Source organism: Cypionkella sp. (assembly GCF_036782355.1).
In the GTDB taxonomy this organism is placed as follows: domain Bacteria; phylum Pseudomonadota; class Alphaproteobacteria; order Rhodobacterales; family Rhodobacteraceae; genus Cypionkella.
Window position 1 is genome coordinate 40,621 of sequence record NZ_DAIPZF010000022.1, and the last position, 15,563, is coordinate 56,183.

Genomic DNA, 15,563 nt, shown 5'->3' on the forward strand with positions numbered 1-15,563 from the left:
ATATGGCGCGCGACCATCGCGCCTTTGCAGCGAAGGGGTGTGACAATGAAACATGTGCCAAAAGAAACCACCGATGACGCGCTTATTCAGGAGTTTCTGAAAAAGGGCGGTGCGGTCAGTGTCGGCAAGACAAAACCGCTGCCGCGCGAATTGGGGCTGAGCAACAACGCTTGGAACAATAAGATGACCAAGGAAGAGAAATCAGCCCGCAGCAAGAAATAGCCCCGCACTCAGTCGGGGGCCGCCAGCCCCGCCCAAAGGCGCAACGAGGCCGTCAGCGCGCAAAGGCTGGTGCCGCGTCCAATCACCACCAACCGCCCCGGCGGGTCGCTGCGCTGCTCGGGCGGCTGAATGGTGCGGCCAACGGATTGCAGCAAAAGACTGCCCGCGGGGGTGTCAACGATCCCCTTGATCCGCAAGATATTTTCTCCGTGCTGATGCACCAAAGCCGAGAGCCAGACCGAGAGGCTGGGCCAATCAACCCCCGTCAGATCAAGCGTATGCGCGATGATCGGTGCGCCGCGCGCCTGCGCCCAGCGCAGGGGTTGCGCCTTGGGGTCAAGCGCTGGCAAATCCACGGCGACGCCCTGCACAGCGGCCGTAACCTTGGCGGCTGGCGCAAGGGCCGCAAGACCAAGGCGCAGCGCATGCAAGGGCTGTGGCGTCTGATCAATCTTGGTCAGGATGATCCGATCTGCGGCGCCGATTTGCGCGCGGCACAGCGGTTCGCGGCCAATCTGGGCAGGCGCTTCACGCGCATCAACCAGCACAATCACCTCTTGCAGCCGAATGTGACGCTGCAAGATCGGATCTGCCGCCAACATCGCCACAATCGCCGCAGGCTCTGCCAAGCCGCTTGTTTCCAGCAAAATCTCGCTTGGCCCCTGCCCTGTGCTTTGGGCATCGCAGATCTGATGCAGCACCCGTTTCAGCCGATCGCGGGCATCGCAGCAGACACAGCCACCCGCGATCAGGCTAAGACGGGCGGTATCTTGCAACAGCAGATCGTCAATCGCTTGGTCAGCGGCTTCGTTGACGATGATATGACAGTCGGCAAAGGCCCCGATATGGCGCTGATGGCGCAGCCATGTGGTCTTGCCCGCGCCCAAAAACCCCGCCAAAATCGTCAGGCGCATCAGATCAGCCACCCATCGGCCCCGCCAAAGGGTCAACGCCCTGCCCGTTCAGCCGCGCCGCCGCCGCCCAAAGCGCATCCAGATCGGCCACCAAAGCCTGCCGCCCGCCCGAAGCCAGCAGCGTCAGCCCCGGCACCAAAAGCCCGTCGCGCACCCCAAGCCCATGCGGCGCCAAAACCCGCGCCAAGACCTGCGCGCGGGCCGCCCTGATACGCAAACGGTCCGCCGCACTCGCCCCGCCTGCATCTGTCCAATGGCCCGCAAGCGGCGGCGCCCCGCAACCCGAACACATCAGATCAACGGCGGGCGGGCGGCGCCCTCAAAGGGAAAGCGCGCTCGAAAATCGGTGGCCATGGTCTCGAAGGGCACCCATTCGATGCCGGCATGGCTGTTGATATAGTCGATCAACCTCTCAAGCATCAGCAACACCTGTGGGCGGCCAGAAACATCGGGGTGAATGGTGATCGGGAAGATGCCATAGTCAATCTCGCGGTAAACCCAATCGAACTGATCGCGCCACATTTGTTCGATGTCGCGGGGGTTTACAAAGCCGTGGCTGTTCGGCGCGCCCTTGATAAACATCATCGGCGGCAGGTCATCGACATACCAATTGGCCGCAATGCCAACAAGGTCGATCTCATGGCCATGCTTTAAGGGATGCATCCAATCGGCCGCGCGTTTGGAATAATCAATCACGTTCCACGCATCGCCCACCCGCGCATAAAACGGCAGAAAATCGCGGTAGCCTTGGCTGTGATCATAGTCAAAGCCGTATTTCAGCAAAAGTGCCGCTGTCGAGGCCGACATCTCCCACCAAGGCGCCACATAGCCACGCGGCTTTTGCCCTGTCAGCGCCTCGATCAGCTCGATGGATTTGACCAGAACGTCTTCTTCTTGGCTGGGCGTCATCGCCACGGGGTTTTCGTGCAAATAGCCATGCGCGCCGATTTCGTGACCGGCTTTGACGATCATCTCCATCTCTTTGGGAAAGGTTTCAAGGCTGTGGCCGGGTATGAAAAAGCTGGTTTTCATCGCGTATTTGTCAAACAGACGCAGCAGGCGCGGCACACCGACTTCGGTGGCAAAAATTCCGCGCTGAATGTCCGAGGGGCTGTCGCCGCCGCCATAAGACCCGATCCAGCCCGCAACCGAGTCGATATCGGTGCCAAAGCCGCAGAGAATTTTCTTGGTCATCGCGTCCTCCGTTTGAGTTATGATTTTGCCGTCAGCCCAGCCAAGACCACCGCCATGCCGCAAGCCGCAGCCACGCCGTCGATCACCACCAGCCCATGGGCATCAGACAGTCGGCGGGCCAGATCGGCCATGCCAGCGCAGCCCAGCACGATGGCTTGCGCGTGATCCTCGGACACCGCGCGCCCGATTTCAGCCGAGATCTTGGCCTCGGCCGCACTGCCTTCGCGTTCAAGGTCCAGCACCGGCACCTCGCTGGCGCGGATGCGCAGGCAGGACGTGGCAAGACCGTAGGCTTGCAGATTTTCCGCGATCACTGGCACAGAAACCGACAGCGTGGTGACAATGGAATAGCCTTTGCCCAGCATCATCGCGGCGTGGCAGGCGGCCTCGCACAGACCCACGACCGGCACATTGGCCAGCGCGCGCGCCTCGGCCAAGGCGGTATCGTCAAAGCAGGCGATCACAATCGCATCGGCCTGCGCGCCCCGCAGCAGATCCAAGAGCCCCGCCGTGGCAGCCAATCCATCCGCAGGCCCTTGGATCGAAGCAGGCCCGGCGTGATTGGTCAGCGCAGTCACCTCTACCCCCGCAGGCACCGCGGCACGCGCGGCGATTGCGATCTTTTCCGTCATCGAAGCGGTGGCATTTGGGTTGATCACCAGCAAGCGCATCAGACCAGCCCCTTACCCGCATCAGAGCCCGCCCGCGCGCGTCTGCGCTGCGCCATCAGCACAAAGCCAAGGCAAATCCCGATCACCGCCAGCGAAAACACCGTCGTCAGCGTGCCCAAAGCATAAAGCACCGGCGAGGTGACATTGGTTGTCATGCCAAAGATTTCCAACGGCAGGGTGTTATAGCTGCCTGCCGTCAGCAGCGTGCGGGCGAACTCGTCATAAGACAGGGTAAAACCAAACAGCGCCACGCCGATCAAACTGGGCGCGATGATCGGCAAGACCACATGGCGCAGGGTTTGCCAATTGCTTGCGCCTTGGTCGCGGGCGGCCTCTTCATAACTTTTGTCAAAACGGTTAAACACTGCAAACATGATCAGCAGACCAAAGGGCAAGGTCCATGTCAGCTGCGCGCCAAAGGCCGAGGTGGACCAATGCACATCCAGCCCGCTTTGCGAAAAGATCAGCCCAACCCCCAGCGAGATCAGGATCGAAGGGATCGTCAGGCTGGTGATGATCAGGTAAAACAAGACGCCCGAGCCGCGAAACCGCTTGCGAAACGCCAGCCCGCCCATGACCGAGACGACCACGGTCGTCACCATCACCATCAGCCCCAAAGCCACCGAGCGCCGCCACGCGCCCCAGATATCGCCCACCGCCTGTTGCTGAAACAGCTCGTCATACCAATGCAATGAAACGCCCCGCATCGGAAAGGTCAGCCCGCCGCCGGGCCCCTGAAACGACAAGATGCCAATGGTGATCGTGGGGCCGTATAGAAACAGCACATAAAGCCCGAAAAAACTCGCCAAAACATAGAAAGACCGCGACCGCTGTTCCATCACAACTCCTTGCGAATATCGACAAGCCGCAACAGCCCCGCCACCACGATCAGCACCGTGCAGAGCAGCACAACAGAAGTGGCCGCAGCCGAGGGGTATTGCAAAAGCCCGACGTCGTTTGAAATCAGCCGCCCGACATTGGCCGATTGGCTGCCCGACATGAAGCGCACCGTGATGAAATCGCCCATCACCAGCGTCAGCACGAAAATCGTGCCGATCATGATGCCGGGCTTGGCCAGCGGCAGGATCACGTTCCACAAGATCTGCGGGCCGGTGGCGCCTGCATCGCGCGCAGCCTCGATCAGCGATTTGTCGATCCGCAGCAGCGTGTTCAGGATCGGCACAATCATGAAGAACGTGTTGATATGCACAAAGGTCAGCAGCACCGAAAAGTCGGAAAACAACAACCACTCCAGCGGTTGATCGATCACGCCCATCGACAACAGTGTTGAATTGGCAATGCCATTGCGGCCCAGAAACGGGATCCAAGAGATCATGCGGATGATGTTCGAGGTCCAGAACGGCACGGTACAGATCAGCGCCAAGGTGATCTGCCAGGTCAGCGTCCGCACATGAAAGGCCAGAAAATAAGCGACGGTAAAGCCGATGCTCAGCGTCAGCGCCCAAGTGACAAAGGCGTAGCGAAAGGTGGTGCCAAAGACCTGCCATGCAACAGATGACCCGAACAGGTATCTGTAATTGTCGAATTCAAAGGCGGGATAGATCGAAAACTCGGTCGCGCCCCAAAAGCTGACGATCACGATCATCACGATCGGCAGCACCAAAAAGGCGGCAAGCACCAGCGTCAGCGGGGCGGCAAGCAGCCATCCGGTGGCCGTGTTAGAACGGGGCATCGCCATAGGGATCATCCAGAAAAAAAGCGGCCGCCCAGCAACGGGCGGCCAAAGGTTCAGATCAAGCGGCGATAAACTCGTTCCACTTGCGCACCATATATTGGTTTTCGTCCATCACGGCGTTCCAGCAGGCGACCTTGCCCATACGGTCGCTGTAAGACCCGCCATCGCGCAGATCGCCAGCACTTGCCAGTTTCTGGCCGGTTGGGCTGGTGATATCGCCGGTCGCGGCCTTGCCTTCGTACCAATAGCCCCACTCGTTTGCGTCCATGAACTCTTTCGAGGTTTCTGGCACCGCCGAATAATAGCCTTGGCGCATCAGATAACCGCCAACCCAGCCCGAGATATACCAGTTGATATATTCATAAGCCGCCTCAAGCTCGATGCCCGAAAGGTTGGCCGACAGACCCAAACCGCCACCCCAGCTGCGATAGCCTTCCTTCAGCGGCTGATAAACGCAAGCAATGCCCTGCGATTTCACAGCGGTGATTGCAGGCGACCACATCGACTGAATAACCACCTCGCCCGAAGCCATCAGGTTGACGCTTTCGTCAAAGGATTTCCAGAATGCGCGGAACTGGCCAGCCTTTTTTGCTTCGATAAAGATCGCGATGGTCTTGTCGATCTCATCGGTGGTCATATTGCCTTTGTCGGCATATTTGATCTCGCCCATGGCTTCGCAGACCATCGCCATATCCATGATCCCGATCGACGAAATATCAAGGATCGAGGCCTTGCCCTTGAATTCAGGGTTCAGCAATTCGGCCCAGCTTTCGATCGGGCGACCAATCAGGTCGGGGCGGATGCCCAGCGTATCGGCGTTATAGATCGTGGGGATCAGCGTCATCCAATTTGTGACCTCGGGGGCGAATTCCTTGGCACCCTGATCGGCAACAAAACCCACCGTCGAAGGTGCGGTGCCTTGGGCCACCACGCTTTCGGGCGTCAGCTTGCCAGTGGTGAAAATCGGCGAGATCTTGTCGAACAGTTTGATCTTGCTGGTGTCCATCGCCTGCAAATTGCCGGTTGGCCAGACCTTTTTGCAGATCCAATATTCAATATCGGCGATGTCAAAGCTTTTGGGCTGGGTTGCCGCGCGCTGGGTCACGCTGTCGGAATCCAGCGCCGTCATCTCTAGGGTAAAGCCCAGATCCTCTTTCACCTTCACCGCCGCATCGTTCAGGTTCGACACGCCAGTGCCAAACTGGCGCAGGGTGACGTTTTTGATATCTTGCGCCCAGATCATCGGCGCAGACAGCGTTGAGGCCGCCGAGAAAGCGGCAGCACCTTTCAGGATCGAGCGGCGGCTGTAGGAAATCTTTGGTTTCGACATTTTAAGTCCTCTGTTGGTTAAAATTATCTCGGGTTGCTCCCGAAGGGTTTCACTTGGCTAGGGAATGAAGATGCTGGGGCGACCAAGCCGCGACCGCGGCATCGCCCAGCGCGAAAGGATCTGCGTAGAAATCGGCCTCGGGGACCAAAGCGGTAAACTCGCCGCCGGTCGTGCCACTTAGGCCCACGGCGACGTGCGCGCCTTGAAACTCCACAGAGATGACCGTGGCGGGCAGGCCTTCGCCGCTGCGGGCAAGGCGGGTGCGGTCGGCGCGCAGCGCTTGTTTTTGGCCTGCAAGTGTCAGCACATTATGCCCGCCCATAAAGCGCGCGACAAATTCGGTGTTGGGGGCGTTGAACACATCGCGCGCCGAGCCCGCCTGTTCGATCACCGCGTTGTTCATCACCACCACCTGATCGGCCAGAGCCAAGGCCTCGTCCTGGCCATGGGTGACATGCAAAAAGGTGATGCCCAATTCGCGCTGCAACCGTTTCAGTTCGGCCCGCATCCGAATGCGCAAGAAGGGGTCCAGTGCCGACAAAGGCTCGTCCAGCAGCAACACCTGCGGTTTGGTGATCAGCGCACGGGCCAGCGCAATACGCTGTTGTTGGCCGCCTGACAGCTGCGCCGGCATCCGCTGCGCCATCGCCGCCATATCCACCAGTTCAAGCATTTCAGCGGCAGCACGGTGCCGCTCGGGCTTCTCGACGCCCTTCATTTTCAGGCTGAAGGCAACATTGTCGATCACGCTTAGATGCGGGAACAGCGCATAGTTTTGAAACATCATCGCGGTGCCACGCTGGGCGGGCGGCAGCTTCGAGATATCCTTGCCCGCCAGAATGATCGCGCCATCGCTGACCGCCTCATGCCCCGCAATCATCCGCAGCGTTGACGATTTGCCGCAGCCCGAAGGCCCCAGCAGGCAGACATAGCTGCCACTTGGAAACAGATGGCTGACCGCATCGACAGCCACCGTGCTGCCATAGCGTTTGGTCAGAGCCACAAGTTCCAAATCAAGCAAAGTGCGCACGCCTATCCCCCAAATTCAGGTCTTGAGGTGATCATGGCGGTGCCAGCCTTGGTCGTGGCAAGCCTGCGCCCTTCTTGCTTGGCCGGAAAACTTTATCCGCTTATTTACGCGGCACTAACTTTTCACATTGCCCGCAAAGTAATCTCAAATTGTCTACAATTTATCATAAAACTGCCGACAAGGCGCGGCTGTTGGCTTTTGAGGGGAATCATCTTAGGACAGAGCCATGCCAAAGGTGATTTAGACCCATGCTTCTGCAATCCGATCTGCCGCTTAATCCCAGTTCAGACGATATCGTGGGGTCGCTGCGGCGGGCCATTTTGGCGCATCGCGTGGCGCCGGGGTCGAAACTGGTCGAAGACGAGGTCAGCGATGTCTTTGGTGTGGGCCGTTCGATTGCCCGCACCGCCTTGCAGGCTTTGGCGCATGAGGGCTTGGTGACGATCATCCGCAATCGTGGTGCTTTTGTCGCAGACCCGGGGGTGCGCGAGGCGCGTGAGGTCTTTGAGGCCCGCGCCCTGTTGGAACCCCGCACCGCGCGTTCGGCGGCAGAGCGTGCCACGCCTGCCGCTGTCAAGCTGTTGCACAAACATATCGCGGCAGAGCATCAGGCCTTGCAGGCGGGCGATCTGGGCAAGGCGGTCTATCTGTCGGGGCTTTATCACATGGCGATTGCCGATCTGGCGGATCAAGCCACCATCGCTGCGATGATCTCGACGCTTGTGGCGCGCTCGTCTTTGATTGTGGCGCTCTATTGGCGTCGCCCGCAGGCGCTGTGCGAAAGCCACGCGCATCACGCGCTGACCGACGCCATTGCCGCGCGCGACGGCGCGCGGGCCGAAGACCTGATGAAGGGGCATCTGGTGGACCTTTTGGCCAACCTTGATCTGCGTGAAAAGCCGCAGGTCGGCGGGTCGCTGCGCGATATCTTGCGGCAGGCCTAGCCCACCACGGGAATGTCGGCGCCAAGAAGATCGCCCAGATCCAGCAGCAGATCTTCGCGGAACTGATCGGCCACCAGCTGCACCCCGAAGGGCGTATTGCCCAGCGCGCCCGTGGTCACCGTCAGCCCCGGCAGCCCCATCAGAGGCAGGCCGATTTGCAGGGTCTGCGCCTCGATCACCGCATCGAAATCGCTTTGCGAGGCGACATCGCGGTGATCGGCAAAGGGCAATTCGCCCGAAACCGGGCACAGCAGCACGGGGTAGTCTGCAAAAAACGCCCGCCATTGCCGCACCAAGCGCGAGCGGGTGGCAAACAGGTCCATAAAGCCGTTCAGATCGGGTTCGGGCGCGTGACGGCACAGGTTTTCATAAACAAAAATCGCGTCAGGATCGCCCTCGGCATAGATCGCGGCGCCACCGGTGCGGCGCATCTCGGCCAGCCAAAGGCGCAGTTGCACCGCCACGGCTTCGCGCAAGGGCGGCGGTTGCACCTCATCGACCTGCCAGCCCGCAGCTTCGGCCTTATCGGCGGCTTGGCGCAGCGCTGCGCGAATGGCAGGGTCCACCACCATGCCTTCGGGCGCGAGACACAGCGCCAAACGGCGCGGCGCGGCAGGGCCCATCAGCGGCACCGGCATTGACCAAGGATCGCGGCTGTCGGGCACCGCCATCGCCGTCAGCGCCAGCCGCAAATCGGCAATCGAGCGCGCAATCGGCCCCGAAACCGCCATCAACTGCGCCCCGATCAAGCGATCCGCCCCCGTGGCATTGAACGCAGGCACCCGCCCAAGCGAGGGGCGCAGGCCATGCACGCCGCAGGCATAGGCCGGATAGCGCACCGATCCGGCAATATCAGTGCCATGCCCAATCGGCCCCATGCCGCTGGCCACCGCGGCCGCCGCCCCACCCGAAGATCCGCCGGGGGTCAGGTCTGGATTGCGCGGGTTGATCGTCGCCCCATGCAGGGAATTGCGGGTAAACCAGCGCAGGGAAAACGCAGGCGTATTGCTGCGGCCAATGATGATCGCCCCCGCGCGGCGCAGATTGGCCACCACGGGGCTGTCTTGGGTCGCCATCAACCCCTGTTGCAGGCGCAAACCATTGGTGGTGGCAAATCCCGCCTGATCGGTGATCACCTTGATCGTCACCGGAACCCCCGCCATCGGACCCAGCACTTCGCCTGCGGCAAAGGCGCGGTCCTGCGCATCGGCTTGGGCCAAAGCCTCTTCGTCGCAGCGCTGCACAATCGCATTCAGCCGCGGGTTCACCGCATCAACGCGCGCCAAGGCCGAAGCCACAAGCGCGCGCGCCGAGGTCTCCCCCGCGCCAAGGGCTGCACGCATTTCGGTTGCGGTCAGGCTGTAAAGCTGCGGCATCGGGGCCCCCATGTGCAAAATCAGGCTCTGCACAAGCCTGCCGCGCCTGCACCGAAAAGAGAACCCCAAAGCGGCAAGGCAAAGCCGTCTTTGCGCCCAAGGATAGATGATTTTCTGATGGGGGATGCAGAACCGGGGCGCAAGAGCGGCCAAGGCCATGATTCTGTTTAAATCCCTGCCGGATTGGTGCGGATGAAAGGACTCGAACCTTCACTCCGATTAAAGAACAGCGACCTCAACGCTGCGCGTCTACCAATTCCGCCACATCCGCACTTAGATCCGGCTAGGATGGGGGCTATCTAGCGACAGATCTTGCCGATGAAAAGAGGGATTCTGCATAGGTTTCAAACTCTGCGCCGCAGCGTGGTTGCAATCGCCGTCAAGGCGGGCCATTTCTGACAGCGCGGCAGCGAGAGGCGGGGCAAAATGGCACAAGATCGGGTCGAATGGCAGCATCTGGCAGGTCTTGCCCCCTATGTTGAAACTCTGGCCGCGATGGAGGCCCGTGTTGCCGAGATTGCCGCAGGCACCGCCCCCGAGGCGATTTGGCTGCTGGAACACCCGCCACTTTATACCGCAGGCACCTCGGCCCAAAGCGCGGATCTGACCGACCCCGACCGCTTTCCGGTCTTTGTGGCCGGGCGCGGCGGCCAATATACCTACCATGGCCCCGGCCAGCGGGTGGCCTATACGATGTTGGACCTAAACACCCGTGGCCGCGATGTGCGCCAATTTGTCTGTGCCTTGGAAAACTGGGTTATCGCCACTTTGGCCGAGTTCAATGTGCGCGGCGAGCGTCGCAGCGGCCGTGTTGGCGTCTGGGTGGTGCGCCACGATCTTGCCCCCAATCCAGATGGCAGCCTGCGCGAAGACAAAATCGCCGCAATCGGGGTCAAGCTGCGCAAATGGGTCAGCTTTCACGGCATTTCGATCAATGTCGAACCGGATTTGTCGCATTTCTCGGGCATTGTGCCCTGCGGCATCCGCGAACATGGCGTCACCTCGCTTGTTGATCTGGGCCTGCCTGTCACCCTTGCCGATCTGGACGCGGCGCTGATGACGACATTTCCCCGGTTTTTTCCCTAGGCGCTGCCTGCGACCATCCGACATTTGCATTTTCCAGCCCAACACGGCAAACTGACCGCCTGCCAAGGGCGTATTGGTTTGCCGATCAGACCAAAGCCCCGCCATATGTTTGATGAGGACACCATGACCAAACACAGCCTGATTCCCGCGCTTGCTTTTGCCCTGCTTGCTGCCCCTGCTTTTGCAGGTGATGCCGCCAAGGGCGAATCTGATTTCAAGAAATGCAAAGCCTGTCATTCGATCGTGGCCGATGATGGCACAGCGATCGTCAAAGGCGGCAAAGTCGGCCCGAATCTTTACGGCGTGATTGGCCGTCAGATCGGCAGCCTTGAAGGCTTTAACTACGGCGATTCGATCAAAGCCGCGGGCGCGGATGGCTCGGTGTGGGATGAAGCGAGCCTTGCGGTTTACGTCGCAGACCCGACCGCTTGGCTGAAAGAGAAAACCGGCGACGCCAAGGCGAAATCCAAGATGGCGTTCAAGCTGACCTCGGGCGGCGAAGACATGGCGGCCTATCTGGCCTCGGTCAAACCCGCGCAATAAGAAGCGTACAGCCGCAAATGACACCGGCCCGCGTGAAAACGCGCGGCCGGTTTTCTATTGCTTGGGCGACAAAACGCCGCATATCCCGCTCTGCGACATTGCGTCTCAGGCAGGGCCAAGCGGCCGAAACCGTGTAAAAATCGCGCAAAATCTGCGGGAAAAATTGATCTGGATCAAAGTCAGACATTGCCCTAGCCCCGCCTGCAAACTAAACAGGTCTTGTAATCCGTTATGGCGTCGCCATGCGCGGAGAAGATGCAATGATAACGGGAGATGCCAATGGCCGACGCAGCCATCCATGGCCACGATCATGACACACGCGGGTTCTTCACCCGCTGGTTCATGTCGACGAACCATAAAGATATCGGGATTCTGTACCTGTTCACCTCGGCGCTAGTCGGCTTTATCTCGGTGGTCTTCACCGTGTATATGCGGATGGAGCTGATGGAACCCGGCGTGCAATACATGTGCATGGAGGGGATGCGCTTTGTCGCAGACGCCACACGCGAATGCACCCCGAACGGCCACTTCTGGAACACCACTGTTACCGCGCACGGCATCTTGATGATGTTCTTTGTGGTTATTCCGGCGCTGTTTGGCGGCTTTGGCAACTACTTCATGCCGCTGCAAATCGGTGCGCCAGACATGGCCTTCCCGCGGATGAACAACCTGTCCTATTGGATGTATGTTGCGGGCACCTCGCTTGCCGTGGCCTCGCTGTTGTCGCCAGGTGGCGATGATCAGCTGGGTTCGGGCGTCGGCTGGGTGCTTTACCCACCGCTTTCGGTGCGTGAAGGCGGCTATTCGATGGACCTTGCGATCTTTGCAGTCCACCTGTCGGGTGCCTCGTCGATCCTGGGCGCGATCAACATGATCACAACCTTCTTGAACATGCGCGCGCCGGGGATGACCCTGCACAAAGTGCCGCTTTTCGGCTGGTCGATCTTCGTGACCGCCTGGCTGATCCTGCTGTCCTTGCCGGTTCTGGCAGGCGCGATCACCATGCTGCTGACCGACCGGAACTTCGGCACCACCTTCTTCGACCCCGCTGGTGGCGGCGATCCGATCCTCTATCAGCACATCCTGTGGTTCTTTGGTCACCCCGAAGTTTACATCATCGTGATCCCGGCGTTCGGCATCATCTCTCAGGTGATCTCGACCTTCTCGAAAAAGCCGATCTTTGGCTATCTGCCAATGGTCTACGCAATGGTTGCCATCGGTGTTCTGGGCTTTGTCGTCTGGGCGCACCACATGTATACCGTCGGCATGTCGGTCACCCAGCAGTCCTACTTCATGCTGGCGACCATGGTGATCGCAGTGCCAACCGGCATTAAGATCTTCTCCTGGATCGCCACCATGTGGGGCGGCTCGATCGAGTTCAAAACCCCAATGCTCTGGGCCTTTGGCTTCTTGTTCCTCTTCACCGTGGGCGGCGTCACCGGCATCGTTCTCAGCCAAGCCCCCGTGGACCGCGCCTATCACGACACCTATTATGTCATCGCGCACTTCCACTATGTGATGAGCTTGGGCGCCGTGTTCGGTATCTTTGCCGGCATCTACTTCTGGTTTGGCAAAATGTCGGGCCGCGAGTATCCTGAATGGGCAGGCAAGCTGCACTTCTGGGCGATGTTCATCGGCGCCAACCTGACCTTCTTCCCACAACACTTCCTGGGTCGCCAAGGCATGCCGCGCCGCTACATCGACTATCCAGAGGCATACGCCTATTGGAACCATGTGTCGTCGTTGGGCGCTTTCTTGTCCTTCGCCTCCTTCCTGTTCTTCATCGGCATCGTGTTCTATTCCTTGCTCTGGGGCAAAAAGATCACCCAGAACAACTACTGGAACGAATACGCCGACACGCTGGAATGGACCCTGCCTTGCCCGCCGCCCGAACATACCTTCGAGCAGCTGCCAAAGCGCGAAGATTGGGACCACGCCCACGGCCACTAAGGCCAGCGGCAAAACAATCAAAGGCCCCGCAGCGATGCGGGGCTTTTTTTTAACCCGCCCCGCGCTACCTTGGACGCAACCCCGCAGATCAAAGCAAAGCCCCATGCCCTACGAATGGCTCCCCCCTCAAAACGGTGAAACTCACCTGCATCTCTGGCCCTATCGCAGCCTGCCCCGCCGCGGCATGGTGTGGTTTTTGTCAATCACCATCAGCCTGATCGCCCTGCCGCTGGCAGCCCTGATCGGCACCATGGCGCTTTGGGGCCTGCTGCCCTTTCTGCTGGCCGCCATCGCCGGCATCTGGTGGGCGCTCAACCGCAGCTTTCGCGACGGCGAAATCCTCGAAGACCTTACCCTGTCTGAAACCGAACTCACCCTGACCCATCATGGCCGCAAAGGCGTGCAAACCTGGGCCGCCAATCCGCATTGGGTCCGCATCATCCTGCATGCAAGCTCTGGTCCGGTGCCAAACTACCTGACCCTGCAAGGCGGCCCGCGCGAGGTTGAACTCGGTGCCTTCCTCTCGCCCGCCGAACGCCTGCAATTGCGCGGCGAACTGCAAGACGCCCTGCAACGCCACCGCTAAACCGTCTTCATCTGTCTAAAAATATCCCACGGGGGGAAAGCCCGCAGGGCTTTGGGGGTGTGAAACCCCCATTCCCCCGCAGCCCCGCGCGCAAGGCCAAAAAAAAGGCACGGCCAAATGCCATGCCTTTTTGCAAAACCTAAATCGCCAAAGCCTCAGCCCAGCTGCGCCTTGATCAAAGCACCCACCGCGCCAAAATCCATCTGCCCGGTGTATTTCGCCTTCAGCACGCCCATGACCTTGCCCATGTCCTTGATACTGCTGGCAGAAACCTCGGCAATCGCAGAGGCGATTGCTTGGCTCACCGCCTCCGCCTCCAACTGCTGCGGCAAAAACTCCGAGATCACCTCGATCTCGGTCAGCTCTTTGGCTTCCAACTCTGGCCGCCCGCCTACGGCATAGGCCTTGGCGCTTTCTTGGCGTTGCTTGACCATCTTGCCAAACAGCGCCAGCAGATCGGCCTCGCCAATCTCTCCCGCTTCGCCGCGTGCGGCAATTTCACGATCCTTGATCGCAGACGTCATCATCCGCAGCGTCGAAAGCCGCTCGGCCTGTTTGGCCCGCATCGCATCCTTCACCGCCGCCCCTAGCCGCTCGCGCAACTCCATCTTTCGCACTCCTTAAATCATTGCCGCGATCCTACACCCGCACCAGATTTCGCGCAACCAAGCCGCCAAATATCAACGCATTGATTTTGTTGTAAAATCCATTTGCCGCAAACCCTTGACCCTTGCCGCCCGCGCAACTAGTGTCCGGCAGATTTTGCCAATGGGAGTCGCCACAATGCCCACCTCCACCAAAGACCATCCGACCGCTTGCATCGCCCTCTCTGACGGTTCGGTGTTCTACGGCAAAGGCTTCGGCGCTGTTGGAGAGACAGTGGCAGAGCTGGTCTTCAACACCGCCATGACCGGCTATCAAGAGATCATGACAGACCCGTCCTATGCCGGCCAAGTCGTGACCTTCACCTTCCCCCATATCGGCAACACCGGCGTCAATCTTGAAGACGACGAGACCGCAACCCCTGTCGCCGCCGGCATGGTGGTGAAATGGGATCCGACCGAGCCGTCAAACTGGCGTTCGACTTCGGATTTGCAGGTCTGGCTGGCCTCGAAGGGCCGCATTGGCGTGGGCGGCATCGACACCCGCCGCCTGACCCGTGCCATCCGCCAACAAGGCGCGCCACATGTCGCCTTGGCGCATGATCCTGACGGCAAGTTTGATGTCGGCGCTTTGGTTGCCAAGGCCCGCGCTTGGGCAGGTCTGGTTGGGCTCGACCTTGCCAAGGATGTGTCTTGCACACAATCCTACCGCTGGGACGAACAGCTTTGGGCTTGGCCCGAGGGCTATACCAAACGTCAGGGCGACGGCCTGCGCGTGGTGGCGATTGATTACGGTGCCAAGCGCAATATCCTGCGCTGCCTTGCTTCGGCCGGCTGCGATGTCACCGTCTTGCCCGCAACCGCAACCGCCGAAGATGTGCTGGCCCTGAACCCAGAGGGGGTGTTCCTGTCGAACGGTCCGGGCGATCCGGCGGCGACGGGGGCCTATGCGGTGCCGATGATTCAGGGCGTTCTGGCCAAGGATCTGCCAGTGTTTGGCATTTGTCTGGGCCACCAGATGCTTGCCTTGGCACTGGGGGCGACCACGGTGAAAATGAACCACGGCCATCATGGCGCCAACCATCCGGTGAAAGACCTCACCACGGGTAAGGTTGAAATTACCTCGATGAACCATGGCTTTACCGTTGACAGCCAGACCCTGCCGAAGGGTGTTTTGGAAACCCATGTCTCGTTGTTTGATGGATCGAACTGCGGCATCGCGGTCGAGGGCAAGCCGGTGTTTTCGGTACAATACCACCCCGAAGCCTCGCCCGGCCCGCAAGACAGCTATTATCTGTTTGACCGCTTTGCCACCGCCATGCGCGCGCGCCGCGGCTAAAGACGCCGCCTGATCTTAAGCAAAGATTAACCCTTCGGACGCAGAGTGATCTGACCGTCCGGAGGCAAGATGTCCGTTAT

17 protein-coding genes and 1 tRNA gene are annotated in these 15,563 nt (G+C 60.0%); 7 read left to right on the forward strand and 11 right to left on the reverse strand.

Annotated features, from left to right (window positions below):
- Positions 1-45: 45 nt before the first annotated feature.
- On the forward strand, positions 46-222 hold the full coding sequence (locus V7Q10_RS10105) for a hypothetical protein (protein ID WP_333868967.1): 177 nt from the start codon (positions 46-48) through the stop codon (positions 220-222).
- A gap of 8 nt (positions 223-230) precedes the next feature.
- Here the strand turns inward: V7Q10_RS10105 and V7Q10_RS10110 are convergent, their stop codons facing one another.
- The 8 genes from V7Q10_RS10110 to V7Q10_RS10145 form a co-directional block, all read right to left on the reverse strand.
- A complete protein-coding gene (locus V7Q10_RS10110; protein WP_333868968.1) occupies positions 231-1,148 on the reverse strand; it encodes a CobW family GTP-binding protein in 918 nt (305 codons plus the stop codon).
- The gene (locus V7Q10_RS10115; protein WP_333868969.1) at positions 1,141-1,353 is read right to left on the reverse strand and encodes a hypothetical protein; all 213 of its coding nucleotides are present in this window, start codon (positions 1,351-1,353) and stop codon (positions 1,141-1,143) included. Before V7Q10_RS10115 ends, V7Q10_RS10110 begins: the two co-directional genes overlap by 8 nt.
- A 74-nt stretch (positions 1,354-1,427) precedes the next feature.
- Positions 1,428-2,330 carry a polysaccharide deacetylase family protein gene (locus V7Q10_RS10120; protein ID WP_333868970.1) on the reverse strand — a complete coding sequence of 301 codons (903 nt, stop codon included), beginning with the start codon at positions 2,328-2,330 and terminating at the stop codon, positions 1,428-1,430.
- A gap of 17 nt (positions 2,331-2,347) precedes the next feature.
- On the reverse strand, positions 2,348-3,001 hold the full coding sequence (locus V7Q10_RS10125) for an aspartate/glutamate racemase family protein (RefSeq protein ID WP_333868971.1): 654 nt from the start codon (positions 2,999-3,001) through the stop codon (positions 2,348-2,350).
- Positions 3,001-3,840, reverse strand: a complete 840-nt coding sequence (locus tag V7Q10_RS10130) for an ABC transporter permease (RefSeq protein ID WP_333868972.1) — start codon at positions 3,838-3,840, stop codon at positions 3,001-3,003. Before V7Q10_RS10130 ends, V7Q10_RS10125 begins: the two co-directional genes overlap by 1 nt.
- On the reverse strand, positions 3,840-4,694 hold the full coding sequence (locus V7Q10_RS10135; protein ID WP_442885855.1) for an ABC transporter permease: 855 nt from the start codon (positions 4,692-4,694) through the stop codon (positions 3,840-3,842). The genes V7Q10_RS10130 and V7Q10_RS10135 overlap by 1 nt, the downstream gene beginning before the upstream one ends.
- Before the next feature lie 61 nt (positions 4,695-4,755).
- Positions 4,756-6,027: an ABC transporter substrate-binding protein gene (locus tag V7Q10_RS10140; protein WP_333868974.1), complete on the reverse strand. Its 1,272-nt coding sequence runs from the start codon at positions 6,025-6,027 to the stop codon at positions 4,756-4,758.
- 49 nt (positions 6,028-6,076) lie between these two features.
- Positions 6,077-7,057: an ABC transporter ATP-binding protein gene (locus V7Q10_RS10145; RefSeq protein WP_333868975.1), complete on the reverse strand. Its 981-nt coding sequence runs from the start codon at positions 7,055-7,057 to the stop codon at positions 6,077-6,079.
- A gap of 248 nt (positions 7,058-7,305) precedes the next feature.
- Here V7Q10_RS10145 and V7Q10_RS10150 point away from each other — a divergent pair, with 248 nt between their 5' ends.
- A complete protein-coding gene (locus tag V7Q10_RS10150) occupies positions 7,306-8,001 on the forward strand; it encodes a GntR family transcriptional regulator (protein WP_333868976.1) in 696 nt (231 codons plus the stop codon).
- On the opposite strand, the gene V7Q10_RS10155 is transcribed toward V7Q10_RS10150, so the two are convergent.
- Both V7Q10_RS10155 and V7Q10_RS10160 read right to left on the reverse strand, forming a co-directional pair.
- A complete protein-coding gene (locus V7Q10_RS10155) occupies positions 7,998-9,377 on the reverse strand; it encodes an amidase family protein (protein WP_333868977.1) in 1,380 nt (459 codons plus the stop codon). The genes V7Q10_RS10150 and V7Q10_RS10155 overlap by 4 nt on opposite strands.
- 184 nt (positions 9,378-9,561) lie before the next feature.
- Positions 9,562-9,648, reverse strand: a tRNA-Leu gene (locus V7Q10_RS10160).
- A 155-nt stretch (positions 9,649-9,803) separates the two neighbouring features.
- Here V7Q10_RS10160 and lipB point away from each other — a divergent pair.
- The 4 genes from lipB (at position 9,804) to V7Q10_RS10180 (ending at position 13,542) form a co-directional block, all read left to right on the forward strand.
- Positions 9,804-10,463: a lipoyl(octanoyl) transferase LipB gene (lipB, locus tag V7Q10_RS10165; RefSeq protein WP_333868978.1), complete on the forward strand. Its 660-nt coding sequence runs from the start codon at positions 9,804-9,806 to the stop codon at positions 10,461-10,463.
- Between the two features lie 105 nt (positions 10,464-10,568).
- On the forward strand, positions 10,569-11,006 hold the full coding sequence (locus V7Q10_RS10170) for a c-type cytochrome (protein WP_333868979.1): 438 nt from the start codon (positions 10,569-10,571) through the stop codon (positions 11,004-11,006).
- Between the two features lie 279 nt (positions 11,007-11,285).
- On the forward strand, positions 11,286-12,956 hold the full coding sequence (gene ctaD / locus V7Q10_RS10175) for a cytochrome c oxidase subunit I (protein WP_333868980.1): 1,671 nt from the start codon (positions 11,286-11,288) through the stop codon (positions 12,954-12,956).
- Between the two features lie 103 nt (positions 12,957-13,059).
- The gene (locus V7Q10_RS10180) at positions 13,060-13,542 is read left to right on the forward strand and encodes a DUF2244 domain-containing protein (RefSeq protein WP_333868981.1); all 483 of its coding nucleotides are present in this window, start codon (positions 13,060-13,062) and stop codon (positions 13,540-13,542) included.
- 155 nt (positions 13,543-13,697) lie between these two features.
- On the opposite strand, the gene V7Q10_RS10185 is transcribed toward V7Q10_RS10180, so the two are convergent.
- Entirely contained in the window at positions 13,698-14,150 is a 453-nt protein-coding gene (locus tag V7Q10_RS10185) for a GatB/YqeY domain-containing protein (RefSeq protein ID WP_333868982.1), read from the reverse strand.
- 175 nt (positions 14,151-14,325) lie between these two features.
- On the opposite strand from V7Q10_RS10185, the gene carA reads away from it, so the two are divergent.
- Complete coding sequence (gene carA, locus V7Q10_RS10190) at positions 14,326-15,483, forward strand: glutamine-hydrolyzing carbamoyl-phosphate synthase small subunit (protein WP_333868983.1); 1,158 nt, start codon at positions 14,326-14,328, stop codon at positions 15,481-15,483.
- Positions 15,484-15,563: the final 80 nt, after the last annotated feature.